At 69.0% G+C, this 12532-nt stretch carries 9 protein-coding genes; 6 read left to right on the forward strand and 3 right to left on the reverse strand.

Going from position 1 to position 12532, the window contains the following annotated elements; translation table 11 throughout:
* Nucleotides 1-7 precede the first annotated feature (7 nt).
* Nucleotides 8-592, forward strand: coding sequence for a 4'-phosphopantetheinyl transferase superfamily protein (locus OHA10_RS05555; protein ID WP_371405111.1), 585 nt, complete (start codon nucleotides 8-10; stop codon nucleotides 590-592).
* Here OHA10_RS05555 and OHA10_RS05560 read toward each other — a convergent pair.
* Nucleotides 523-1761 (reverse strand): class I adenylate-forming enzyme family protein, encoded by a 1239-nt coding sequence (locus tag OHA10_RS05560; protein WP_371405112.1) that lies wholly within the window; start codon nucleotides 1759-1761, stop codon nucleotides 523-525. The genes OHA10_RS05555 and OHA10_RS05560 overlap by 70 nt on opposite strands.
* Nucleotides 1762-2297: 536 nt before the next feature.
* Here OHA10_RS05560 and OHA10_RS05565 point away from each other — a divergent pair.
* From OHA10_RS05565 to murQ, 5 genes are all read left to right on the forward strand, one after another.
* Nucleotides 2298-4862: a glycoside hydrolase family 3 N-terminal domain-containing protein gene (locus OHA10_RS05565; RefSeq protein WP_371405113.1), complete on the forward strand. Its 2565-nt coding sequence runs from the start codon at nucleotides 2298-2300 to the stop codon at nucleotides 4860-4862.
* Nucleotides 4863-4872: 10 nt separating this feature from the next.
* Entirely contained in the window at nucleotides 4873-6147 is a 1275-nt protein-coding gene (locus OHA10_RS05570; RefSeq protein WP_371405114.1) for an exo-beta-N-acetylmuramidase NamZ domain-containing protein, read from the forward strand.
* Nucleotides 6144-7868 (forward strand): serine hydrolase, encoded by a 1725-nt coding sequence (locus tag OHA10_RS05575; RefSeq protein WP_371405115.1) that lies wholly within the window; start codon nucleotides 6144-6146, stop codon nucleotides 7866-7868. Before OHA10_RS05570 ends, OHA10_RS05575 begins: the two co-directional genes overlap by 4 nt.
* Before the next feature lie 36 nt (nucleotides 7869-7904).
* Nucleotides 7905-8792 (forward strand): MurR/RpiR family transcriptional regulator, encoded by an 888-nt coding sequence (locus OHA10_RS05580; protein ID WP_371405116.1) that lies wholly within the window; start codon nucleotides 7905-7907, stop codon nucleotides 8790-8792.
* Nucleotides 8793-8859: 67 nt separating this feature from the next.
* Nucleotides 8860-9753 carry an N-acetylmuramic acid 6-phosphate etherase gene (murQ, locus tag OHA10_RS05585; RefSeq protein WP_371405117.1) on the forward strand — a complete coding sequence of 298 codons (894 nt, stop codon included), beginning with the start codon at nucleotides 8860-8862 and terminating at the stop codon, nucleotides 9751-9753.
* A 152-nt stretch (nucleotides 9754-9905) separates the two neighbouring features.
* Here the strand turns inward: murQ and OHA10_RS05590 are convergent, their stop codons facing one another.
* Complete coding sequence (locus tag OHA10_RS05590; RefSeq protein WP_371405118.1) at nucleotides 9906-11072, reverse strand: low temperature requirement protein A; 1167 nt, start codon at nucleotides 11070-11072, stop codon at nucleotides 9906-9908.
* A 10-nt stretch (nucleotides 11073-11082) separates the two neighbouring features.
* On the reverse strand, nucleotides 11083-12525 hold the full coding sequence (locus tag OHA10_RS05595; protein ID WP_371405119.1) for a ketol-acid reductoisomerase: 1443 nt from the start codon (nucleotides 12523-12525) through the stop codon (nucleotides 11083-11085).
* Between the last annotated feature and the right edge of the window lie 7 nt (nucleotides 12526-12532).

Genomic DNA, 12532 nt, shown 5'->3' on the forward strand with positions numbered 1-12532 from the left:
TCTTTCGGTGGGCGGTTCTGTACATGTCTGGTTGGCACCGGCGGGCGCCGAGCCGCGCGCTGCGGCACACGAGCTGCTGCTCGAGCTGGCGGGCACGCTCATCCCGGACCCGCAGCTCAGCCACGACGAGAGCGGCCGTCCAGAGGTGCCAGGCCTGGCGGTGAGCATCAGCCACACCCACCACCTCGTGGTGGTCGCGGCCTCGACCGACGGTCCGATCGGTGTGGACCTCGAGGAGGTTCAGCCCCGCCAGATGCAGGAGCTGGCCGACCGTTGGTTCGCACCGGAGGAGCTGGCCTGGATGTCGACTCGGCCCGACGGGTTCCTGCGGTTGTGGACAGCCAAGGAGGCTGTCGGGAAGGCGTTGGGGCGCGGGTTGCGCGGGTCCGGGCTGCGGCGGGTGATGCCGCTCGGGGGTGGGGTGGTGGAGTCCGAGCCGGAGCTGCTGGTCACGTACGTGCCGTGGCCGGGCGCGGTGCTTGCCCTCGCGGCGCCGGTCGGGTTGACGGAGATCGTCGTACATCAGGAGACCGCTTTGCGCAGCGTGGACAAGTCGCGGACGAGCTTGCCGGTGGTTGTCCGAGGCAACTGATTGAGCAGGTGCACGGCGCGGGGTCGTTTGTACGTCGCCAGCTGCTGGGCCAACTCCGCTTCGAGATCCACCAACGACCGCGGCTGGTTGAGCTGCACGTACGCCGCGATCGAGCCGTCGAAGGCGACCACCGCGGCCTCGACCCCGCGCAACGACGCGAGCGCGGCCTCGACCTCGGTGAGATCGACCTTCAACCCGCCGACGGACACCTGCGAATCCAGCCGGCCCTTGATTCTGACGAGCCCCGTCTCCGGATCCACGACACCGGCGTCGCGCGTATGCAGCCAGCCGTCGGCCCAGCGGGTCGGGTCGGACAGACCGAGGTACGGCGACTCCGCGCGAGCCACCTGGAGTTCGCCGTCGACGACCCGGACCGAGATCCCGGGCGCGGGCTGGATCGCCGGTCGGTGCCGGCCGTACAGGTCGGTGCCGATCACCCCGACCTCGGTCATCCCGTACATGTTCCCGAGCGGTACGCCGTACTTCTCCTCGAACGCCTGCGACACCGACGCCTGCACGAGCTCTCCACCCGTGGTCATCCGCTTGAACTGCGGCAGCCACGGCGGATCCTGCACCGACGCGAGCAGTCCGATGTGGAACGGCACCCCGAGCACAGTCGCCGGCGTCGTCGCCGCGCCGATCGCCTGCACGATCGCGTCCCCGGTGAGACGCGCCGGCGGTTGCAGCTCGACACCTGCATGCAGCCCGTAGAGCAGCCCGCCGACCAGACCGAGGACATGCACCATCGACGGCAGGAGGATGATGCGCTCACCACGCTGCGGTACGCCGTCGATCTGCGTGTACCGCAGTACCTCCGCGACCAGATCGTCCGCAGTACGGCCGATCACCTTCGACGGCCCGGTCGACCCCGAACTCAACTGGACGACGGCATGCCCGGTGCCGGCCGGATGACCGGAGTAGCTCGCCACGTCCGTGTCCACCTCGACGAACGTCCGCAGTCCGGACTGCACCGGCCGCTCCGGCGACACGACGACCTGAGGCACCAACCGTTCGATCGCCCGGCGTACCTCGTAGTCGGTCAGCCGGTGGTCGAGCAGGATCGCCTGCCCGCCGCCGCGCCAGATCGCCAGCAAATGCGTCACGAACGCCATCGACGGCGGCAACCGCAACGCGACCGCACCACCCGGCCGGAAACCGGACTGTGCCAATTCCGTTTGCCGTGCGAGCACCAATCGGCGTAAATTCAAACGATCAATAGGATCGGGCAGACGGAAGCAAACCTCGTCGTCCGGCCCGGCCAGCAAGATATCGTCGACCCAGTCTTGCCCCTGTGTGGTTCCAGGCACCACGACAGCACCATCGGTCATCCGAGCTCCAAAGTTCTTTACACACAAAGGATTCGAAGACCAGCGCCCCCACCAAGGCCTGGCGATGACGCGACGATACGACACGATCACACAACTGCGCCATGAAACAGCGGCCCCGAAAAGCCCTCGATCGAGTCGCTCAAATGCGCTAAATAGAAACCGCTGTAAATCGAGCGACCGGTTAGAAATACGCTCGCCCACATCGAGCCGACGCAGGGTTCTCCCGCACCACGGCGGACCGACCGGCAGACAGCCGCGTGTCACCGACACTTGACCCACCGTGCGCGCGTGGGTAACTTTCGCGTCGCGGGGGAGTATCTGTAATTCAATTACCTTGGCGATCGCCCCTGCCCGCCCGCACAGAGTTGGTGACCCCCATGGAACTGACCCGCCGTCAGACCCTCGGACTCGCGGCGGCGACCGTCGCCGGGACGACGGTCGCTGCCACCACGAGCGCTGCTGCCACCCCGGACCGCTGGGTTCGCGACACGATGCGCCGGATGACGCTCGAGCAGAAGGTCGGCCAGCTGTTCGTCTGCTACGCGTACGGCCCGGCGGCCGACACCGCCGACGCCCGCAACACCAGCCTGTACGGCGTGGCCACCCCGGCCGAGGTCGTCGCGAAGTTCAACCTCGGCGGCGTCATCTACTTCACCTGGACCGACTCGACGAAGGACCCGCAGCAGATCGCCCGCCTGTCGAACGGCCTGCAGCAGGCGTCGCTCACCAACACGGGCATCCCGCTGCAGATCGGCACCGACCAGGAGCACGGCTCGGTCGTCCGGGTCGGACCTCCCGCGACCCAGTTCCCCGGCGGGATGGCGCTCGGCGCGACCCGCTCCGCGGCGTACGCGCGCTCCGCCGGCGCGATCGCGGGCCGCGAGCTGAAGGCGCTCGGCATCACCACCGATTTCGCCCCGGACGCCGACGTCAACGTGAACCCGCTGAACCCGGTGATCGGTGTCCGCTCGGTCTCCTCCGACCCGGCGCTGGTCGCCGAGCTCGTCGCCGCGCAGGTGAAGGGCTACCAGCGCGACGGCCGGGTGGTCTCGACCGCGAAGCATTTCCCCGGCCACGGCGACACCGCGACCGACAGCCACACCGGCATCCCGGTGATCGGTCACAGCCGCGACGAGTGGACCCGGATCGACCTGCCGCCGTTCCAGGCCGCGATCCGGGCCGGCATCCAGTCGATCATGACCGCGCACATCGTCGTACCGGCGCTCGACCCGTCCGGCGACCCGGCGACGTTGAGCCGGCCGATCCTGACCGGGATCCTGCGCGAGCAGCTGCGGTTCGACGGCATCGTGATCACCGACTCGCTCGGGATGCAGGGCGTCCGGGACAAGTACGGCGACGCCGAGATCCCGCTCCGGGCGATCGAGGCCGGCGTCGACCAGCTGCTGATGCCGGTCGATCCGGGACTCGCGTACAACTCGGTCCTCGACGCGGTCCGCGGCGGCCGGATCAGCGAGGCCCGGATCGACGAGAGCGTGACGCGCATCCTCACGCTGAAGCACGAGACCGGTCTGGTCGACCACCCGTACGTCGACCTCGCGCAGGTGGCGAAGGTCGTCGGTACGCCGGCCAACTACGCCGAGGCGCAGCGGATCGCGGACCGCAGTACGACGCTCCTCCGCGACGACGCCGCCCTGCTGCCGCTGTCCCCCGCGCCGCGGACGATCCTCGTCGCCGGCTACAGCCCTGCGAACCTTGCGACAGCGCTGCAGTCCCGCGGCGCGACCACGATCGTGAAGGACACCGGCACGACGCCGACCGACGCCAAGATCGCCGACGCGGTCGCCGCGGTCGCGGATCTCACGGTGGTCCTGACCAACAAGGCGTGGGACACCGAGGTCACCGACAAGCAGGCCAAACAGCAGAAGCTGGTCAACGCTCTGCTCGCGACGGGCCGGCCGGTGATCGTGGTGCCGGTGCGTGACCCGTACGACGTCGCGTACTTCGACCCGGCACCGACGACGCTGGTCACCTACGGCAGCACGGCACCGTCGATGGAGGCGCTGGCGAAGGTCCTGTACGGCGAGATCGCGCCGACCGGCAAGCTCCCTGTCGAGATCCCCACCAAGCCAGACCCGGCCGATCCCGGCCCCGCGCCGATCCTGCACCCGTTCGGCCACGGCCTGACCTTCGACGCGAAGCAGACCCGGCTGACCGTTGCCTCGTACAACATTCACGCCGGCGCCGGTGAGGACAACGTCTTCGACCTCGACCGCACCGCCCAGGCCTTGAAAGCGCTCGATGCGGACGTGATCGGGCTGCAGGAGGTCGACGTCCACTGGGACGCACGCAGCCAGTGGCTGGACACGCTCGCCGAGCTCGCGACCAAGCTCGGCATGCACTCGGCGTTCGCACCGATCTACGACCTCGACCCACCGGCGGCCGGTCAGCCGAGGCGCCAGTACGGCGTCGGGCTGCTCTCGCGCTTCCCGCTGATCCGCACCGAGAACCACCCGATCACCCGGCTCTCCACCCAGGACCCGAATCCGGTCCCCGCCCTGGCGCCCGGGTTCCTCGAAGCAGAGCTCGAGATCCGCGGCCGTCGCCTTCACGTGTACTGCACCCACCTGGACTACCGGGCTGATCCGTCCGTCCGGCAGCTGCAGGTCGCCGACACGCTCCAGATACTCGCCCAGGACCGTAGGAAGGATCTGCAGGTCCTCGTGGGCGATTTCAATGCGGAGGCCTCGGCGCCCGAACTGGCCGGGTTGTGGACGCGCCTGCGCGACTCGTGGACCGCAGCTGGTTCAACCGTTGGCGGACCCAACACGTACCCCGCGGTGGCACCCAACAAGCGGATCGACTTCGTCACGGTCGGTACTAGTCTGAATGTGCTGCGTGCCGAAGTGCCTGCCGAAGAGTCCCCAGCGCAGGCCGCCAGTGACCACCGTCCGATGATTGCCGACCTCTCGTTCCGTCCCTGAGGAGATGTCAATGAAGCGACGTAGTTTGCTCGCCGGCGCCGGTGCGCTGGCCGCCGCACCGCTGATCGACGTACCGGCCGCGCAGGCCGCGCCGAAACGCAAGGTGATGACCGGCGCCGAAGTGCTGGCCGAGGACGGCTGGCGCGCCCTGGCCGGGCAGAAGGTCGGCGTGATCAGCAACCCGACCGGGATCCTGCCGGACTACCAGCACATCGTCGATACGATGCACGCGTCCGGGAAGGTGAACATCGTCGCGGTGTTCGGTCCCGAGCACGGCTTCCGCGGCAGCGCCCAGGCCGGTGGGTCGGAGGGCGACCACGTCGACCCACGCACCGGGATCATGGTCTACGACGCGTACGGCGCGGCCGCCGACAAGCTCGCCGGTCTCTACACCAAGTCCGGCGTCGAGACCGTGGTCTTCGACATCCAGGACGTCGGCGCGCGTTTCTACACCTACATCTGGACGATGTTCGAGGCGATGCTCGCCGCGGTCCGCACCGGCGCGAAGTTCGTCGTACTCGACCGTCCGAACCCGGTCGGCGGCTACGCGCGCGGTCCGATGCTCAAGCCCGGGTACACCTCCGGAGTCGGCAAGAAGGAGATCCTGCAGCAGCACGGCATGACCGTCGGTGAGCTGGCCCGCATGTTCAACGCGGAGTACCTGCCGCTCGAGCCGAACGGCGGCCGGCTGAAGGAGCTGCAGGTCATCGAGGTGTCGAACTGGAAGCGCGACCAGTTGTACGACGACACCGGGCTGACCTGGGTGATGCCGAGCCCGAACATGCCGACCCCGGACACCGCGCTGGTGTACCCGGGCCTGTGCCTGTTCGAGGCGACCAACATGTCCGAGGGCCGCGGTACGACGCGGCCGTTCGAGCTGATCGGCGCGCCGTACGTCGACTACCGGTGGGCGGAGGCGCTGCAGACCAAACACATCCCGGGCGTCGCGTTCCGGGAGGCGTACTTCACGCCGACGATCAGCAAGAACGCGAACGTGCTCTGCGGCGGTGTCCAGGTCCAGATCACCGACCCGCACAGCGTCGAGGCGATCACCGCGGCGACGCACATGATCGTCGAGGCCCGTAAGCTCTACCCGGAATTCACCTGGCGGGCGGAGACCCCACCCGGCCGGTGGATCGATCTCCTGACCGGGTCCGATCGGTTCCGGACCATGCTTTTGGCGGATGCGACCGCCGAGGAGATCGTGGCAGCCTGGAAGCCCGAGACCGACGCCTGGACCGCGCGGCGGGCGAAATACCTTCTGTACAAGGGCGCGCACCGATGAGACGGCTCGCGGCGCTCACGATTGCTTCGGCGGTGATGCTGACGATGGGTACGCCTGCAGTTGCTGGCGGCAACAATTCGGGCCGGTTCGACCGTCCGTACGACGGCTACGCGCCGAAGTCGACGCTGCTGCGCGACGAGACCCCGGCGAAGGCCGGTCTCGATCCCGCGCCGATCGACGCGGCGCTGGCCCAGGTCGCCGGCTGGACGCAGCCGAGCGGGACGACGAAGCCGTTGTACGCCGGCGCGGTCACGCTGCTCGGCCACGACGGGAAGATCGTCACCCGGACGGCCACCGGTCTGGCGCTGAAGTACGCCGACGGTGCCGGCACGGAGCTGCCGCCGGACCAGCAGATCCCGATGCGGACCGACACGATCTTCGACATGGCGTCGGTGTCCAAGCTGTTCACCTCGATCGTCGTGATGCAGCTCGTCGAGAAGGGCAAGATCGACCTGGACACGCCGATCGCGACGTACGTCCCGGAGTTCGCGGAGAACGGCAAAGAGGGGATCACCGTCCGGCAGGCGCTCACGCACACCACCGGGCTGCCGTCCTGGCTGCCGTTGTGGAGCGCGCAGCCCGACCCGGCCTCCCGCCTGCACATGGCGCTGACCGCGAAGCTGATCAACCCGCCGGGCAGCACCTATCTCTACAGCGACCTGAACCTGATCTCGCTCGGCGAGGTCGCACACCGCGTGACCGGCAAGACGCTCGACAAGCTGGTCGCGGACGGCATCACGAAGCCGCTGCAGATGCGCGACACCGGCTACAACCCGGACCCGAAGAAGAAGCCGCGGATCGCAGCCACGGAGTTCCAGACCTCGCCGCCGCGCGGGATGGTGTGGGGCGAGGTGCACGACGAGAACGCCTGGTCCCTGGGCGGCGTCGCCGGCCACGCGGGCGTTTTCAGTACTGCGGACGACCTCGCCGTACTGGCGCAGACGTTCCTGAACGGCGGCAGTTACCGCGGCGCGCGGATCCTCAAGGAATCCTCGGTCACCGCGATGATCACGAACTTCAACCAGGGCTTCCCGGGGAACGACCACGGCCTCGGCTTCGAGCTCAACCAGCGTTGGTACATGGGCGGGCTGTCCGGGCCGCGCGCGGCCGGCCACACCGGGTACACCGGCACATCGCTCGTGATCGACTTCGACTCGCGTTCGTTCGCGATCCTGCTGACCAACCGGGTCCACCCGAGCCGCGACTGGGGCAGCAACAACCCGGCCCGGAGGGCTGTCGCGCAAGGGCTCGCACTGGCCCTCGGTGTCGGTCCGCGCCACGGCAAGGACGCCTGGTTCTCCGGTACCACGGACGGCGCGACCTCCACGCTGTCGACGAAGGTCGCCGTACCGACGGGCGGAGCGAAGCTGGCCTTCGACCTGTTCGTCGACACCGAGGACACGGATCTGCTGTATCTGGAGTCTTCGACCGACGGAACCACTTGGAACAAGGTGCCTTTCACAGTGCGCGATCGCGGGTCCGTGGTCGACCACGACGGCTCGATCAGCGGTTCCGGCGACCGGCACTGGCATCAGGTCACCGCGGAGCTCGGCGCCGGCGACCAGACGATCCGCTGGCGCTACACGAGCGATCCGCTCTACCAGGGCCGCGGTGTCTACGTCGACGGTGTGAAGATCACGAGCGGGACTGGTGTTCTTCTCGACGGTGAACGATCGCCTGAATCATTTACCGCAACAGGTTGGAGACTTTCGCGTCGGTGACCCCACTTCGTGCATAGTCGCCGTACCGTGGCTGTCATGAATTCAACAACCTCTCCAGAACCCACGGGGCCGCTGCTGGTCCGGGTCCGCGCGGTGATGCCCGCGCTGGCGCCGGCCGAGCAGCGGGTGGCGAACGCGGTCCTCGCGGACCCGGGCGGAGTGGCGGCGATGACGATCTCCGAACTGGCCGAGGTGGCCTCCACCTCGGAGACCACGGTCATCCGGTTCTGCAAGCAGATCGGCGTCCCCGGCTATCCGCAGCTGCGCCTGCAGTTGGCGGCCCAGTCGGCGCAGGAGAGCATCCGCCCGGAGGTGGGCGGCGACATCGAGCCCGGCGACTCGCTGGCCGACGTTGTCAGCAAGGTCGCGTTCGCCGACGAGCGGGCGGTCCGCGAGACCGCGCAGCAGGTCGACGTGGACGCGCTGGCCAAGGTGGTCGACGCTGTGGTGAACGCGCCGCGGGTCGACCTCTACGGTTTCGCCGCGAGCGCGTTCGTGGCGCTCGACCTGCAGCAGAAGCTGCACCGGATCCGGCGGGTGGCGTTTGCCTGGTCCGACGTACACATCGCGCTGACCAGCGCCGCACTGCTCGGTGAGGGCGATGTCGCGATCGGCATCTCGCACACCGGCACGACGGTGGAGGTCGTCGAGGCGCTCGAGGAGGCGGCCAAGCACGGCGCCACCACGGTCGCGGTAACAAACTTCCCGCGGTCACCCCTGGCGCGTACGGCGGACCTCGTCCTGACCACGGCCGCGCGCGAGACGACGTACCGCTCGGGGGCGATGGCCAGCCGGATCGCGCAGCTGACCGTGATCGACTGCCTGTTCATCGGCGTCGCCCAGCAGGTGCTGCCGGACGCCCGCAAGGCGCTCGAGGAGACCGCCAGCGCGGTCCGCGGGCACCGACTCAAGGGATCCGAGTGACGTCGATCGTTTCCGTCAAAGATGAACGGAATTGAAAAACCTTCAGTAGAAAACTAACATCGATCCCGTGACCTCACCGACCGAGCAGCGCAACCCGAGGACGCTCGCCATCGATGCGGTGGGCACGTCCGAGATCCTCCAGATGCTGAACAACGAGGACGCCCGCGTCGCGGGTGCCGTCGGTGCAGTGATCCCGGAGCTGACCAAGGCCGTTGACGCCGCCGCCGAGGCGGTCCGCGGTGGTGGCCGGGTGCACTACTTCGGCGCCGGTACGTCGGGCCGCCTGGCCGTCCTGGACGCCGCCGAGCTGCTGCCCACGTTCCACGTGCCGGACGGACTGGTGGTCGCCCACCACGCCGGCGGGATGGAGGCGCTGCTGCGCGCGGTCGAGAACGTCGAGGACTCCGAGGAGGGCGGCGCCGCGGACGCGGCCGCGGTCACCGGTCAGGACCTCGTCGTCGGCCTCGCCGCTTCCGGAAGCACGCCGTACGTCGCCGGCGCCTTGAAGGCCGCCCGTGCGGCCGGGGCGACCACCGTGCTGGTCACGTCGAACCCGGACGCCCCGCTGGCGCCACTGGCCGACGTCGTGATCGCCGCGGACACCGGCCCGGAGGTCATCGCCGGCTCGACCCGGTTGAAGGCCGGCACCGCGCAGAAGATGATCCTGAACGCGTTCTCGACCACGCTGATGATCAAGCTCGGCCGCACCTGGTCCAACCTGATGGTCGACCTGGTGGCGACCAACAAGAAGCTCCGCGGCCGCATGCTCCGCATCCTCGCCGAGGCCACCGGCGCCGACGAAGCCGCCTGCGAGACCGCCCTGGCCGAGGCCGACGGCGAGCTCAAGCCCGCCCTCGTCCACCTCCTCACCGGATCACCCGTCGGCGAGGCCCGCGCCGCCCTGGAGGCCGCCCACGGCCGCGTCGCCACCGCCCTCGCCGAACTGGGCACCCACGCCTGACCCCCGCGCCCCCACCGCCTCGCGGCGTCCCCGCGCCCGTCCCCGTCGTGCCCGTCCCCATCTGAGGGGTCAACCCCTGAGATGGCGGGTTGGCCCCTCGGATTCTGGTGGCCGAACCCTGCATCTGAGGGGTAGACCCCTCAGATGTCAGCTCATGCGGACTGGGCGGGGCGGGCGATGGGCGGGTGGATGACGAGCGTCGCCACGATCAGCGCCATGAAGACGGCGGTGAGCGCGAACGGGATCGGGATCAACGGATCCAGCAGGACCAGTACGGCGCCTAGCGGTACGACGATGTTGACCGTCCGATCGGCATTGTCGCGAATGGCGATCCACCAGATGCCGAGGACGAAGATCGCGATCGGGATCGTCACCGTGTACGACGCGGCGACCTCGCTCAACTCGGTGTGGTGGGTGATGCTGTCGATCTCCACCTCGATCCCGGCCGAGAACGCGCCGGCCGCGGCGAAGACGAAGTAGTGGGTGTACCCGTACCGCAGCGAGCTCGCGAGCGACGTGATCGCGGTGTGGTGCGGCGGCCAGAAGTAGATCCACCACATCGCCGCCGTGACGACGAGCGTCAGCACCGAGAGCGCGATCAGCGGCCCGAGCGCCTCGTGGTCGTGGACGGCCTCGATGATCGCGTTGGCGGACGCGAGCAGGCTCTCGCCGAGCAGGATCAGCGTGAACAGCCCGTACCGCTCAGTGATGTGGTGCGGATGCCAGGGCGTCGTCCAGCGCCGCTCCGCGATCACCGGTACGGCGAGCTCGGCGACCACGAACACGCACCAGGCGATGACCACCGTCGTCCCGGACATCACCAGCGTGGTCAGCCACAGCACCTGCACGATCGCGATCAGGCAGGCGTAGCGCAGGGCTACCTGCCGGCTCTCCCCGGCCGAGTGCGATGCCCGCAGCCACTGCGCGACCATGGCGACCCGCATCACGACGTACCCGAACACCACGACGGTGAAGTCGCGGTCGGCGAAGACCGGCTCGATCCCGGCGGCGAGCACGAGGACACCGCTCATCTGCACGATCGTGAGCACCCGGTACAGCCAGTCGTCGGTCGCGAACGACGTGGCGAACCAGGTGAAGTTCATCCACGCCCACCAGATCGCGAAGAACACCATCCCGTAGGACATCAGGCCCTCGGCGATGTGCTTCTCGGACAGCGCGTGGTGGAGCTGGGCCGCGGCGACGCTGACCGCGACCACGAACACCAGGTCGAAGAACAGCTCGAGCGAGGACGCCGTCCGGCCGGGCTCGTGTGGGTCCCGTGGGCGCATGGGGGTCAGCCGTGACCGCGTCATCGTCATGGCGCACAGGCTAAACGGAAATGTCCACCGAGGGGCGGAGTTCGGCTGCCGCGGCCAGAGCGTCGTGGGCCGGGTTGTCCTCGAAGGCCTTCAGCAGCGCGGGGTCGGCGGGATGGTCGAGGTGCGGGAGGGCGATCTGCTCGTACGCCGCCTGGAAGCGCGGACCCCAGCGGCGGGTCCCGAGCCGCGCGGTCCGGGAGCAGTTGTCGACCATGTACGCGACGTCGCGGGCGTGCATGTACGGCAGCAGCGAGTCGACCGCCTCGATCACCGACTCGTTCACGATCTCCGACCACGCGTGCCCGCGGGCGGCGAACTCGTCGACCTGCGCCATCATCGTCGCCACGAACAGCCCCGCCGTGACCGGATCGATCGCGCCGGCTGCTCCGCGGCGGGCGTGGACCTCGGCACTGTGCGACCACATCGGGCTGCCGCCGATCTCGGTCATGGGCCGGGTCGCCAGCCGTTGCTCGGCCAGGATCACGCTCCGCAGCTCGGTGCCGTCAGCAACTTCGTCGTAGATCTCCGCGACGAGCTCCCGCGCCGGCCCGTACGCCGCGGAGTACGCACGGTCGAACAGGTCCACGTCCCCGCTCGCGGCCCGGACCGCCACCAGCCCGTCGGTCGAGATGGTCCGCGCGATCGGCCCGGTGATCGCCTCGGTGGATCGCTCGTACGCCGTCACCGGATCAGCCCCGTCGATCCGGAAGTACCGGTACAGCGCCTCCACCAGTCCGTGGACGGCGCCGAGCAGGATCGCCCGCTCCCCCACGATGTCGGACCGGTACTCGTCCTGCAGCGTGGTCGCGAACGTGTACGGCGACCCGAGCCCGATCGACCACGCCAGCGCCCGATCCCATCCGTGCCCGTCCGGATCCGCGTGTACGGCGATACTCGCGTTGATCCCGGCCCCGTTGACCGTTTCGCCTTGCCGGTAGAGCCGCCGGACGGAATCCCCCATCCCCTTCGGACAGACCGCGATCACCGGATGCCCCGCCGGGAAGGCGGACCCGATCGCCGTCAGGTGCCCGAGCAGGAAACCGTGGGACAGGCCAATGGTCGCGCCCGGCTTGAGGACGCCGAAGATCTGCTCGTGGTTGGCCGCCAGCGCCGCGTCCGCGATCAGCAGGATCACCAGATCCGCCTGAGCCGCAACCTCCAGCCAGTCACCCAGCGTGCCGTCATCCTCAGTGAATCCCTCGGCCCGCGCATCCGCCGCCGACACCGACCCCGGTCGAAGGCCGACGCTCACAGTGATCCCCGTCCCGGCGAGCGAGTCGCGCAGATTCAGCGCCTGTGCCCGTCCCTGCGGTCCCCATCCCAGGACGCCGATGCGCTCGACCCCGTGCAGCGCTTCAGGCAGCAACGGGAACAGATCCCGCCCGCCCCGCACGATGGACTCCGTCCCACCCGGCACGACCATGCTCTCGACCCGAAACACCGAACTCTCCATGCCCACC

This window comes from Kribbella sp. NBC_00662 (assembly GCF_041430295.1).
Taxonomy (GTDB): Bacteria; Actinomycetota; Actinomycetes; order Propionibacteriales; family Kribbellaceae; genus Kribbella.

Coding starts and splice junctions, on each gene's coding strand:
- OHA10_RS05575 (WP_371405115.1), top strand. CDS start 6,144: ATGAGACGGCTCGCGGCGCTCACGATTGCTTCGGCGGTGATGCTGACG.
- OHA10_RS05565 (WP_371405113.1), top strand. CDS start 2,298: ATGGAACTGACCCGCCGTCAGACCCTCGGACTCGCGGCGGCGACCGTC.
- OHA10_RS05580 (WP_371405116.1), top strand. CDS start 7,905: ATGAATTCAACAACCTCTCCAGAACCCACGGGGCCGCTGCTGGTCCGG.
- OHA10_RS05590 (WP_371405118.1), bottom strand. CDS start 11,072: ATGACGATGACGCGGTCACGGCTGACCCCCATGCGCCCACGGGACCCA.
- OHA10_RS05570 (WP_371405114.1), top strand. CDS start 4,873: ATGAAGCGACGTAGTTTGCTCGCCGGCGCCGGTGCGCTGGCCGCCGCA.
- OHA10_RS05595 (WP_371405119.1), bottom strand. CDS start 12,525: ATGGAGAGTTCGGTGTTTCGGGTCGAGAGCATGGTCGTGCCGGGTGGG.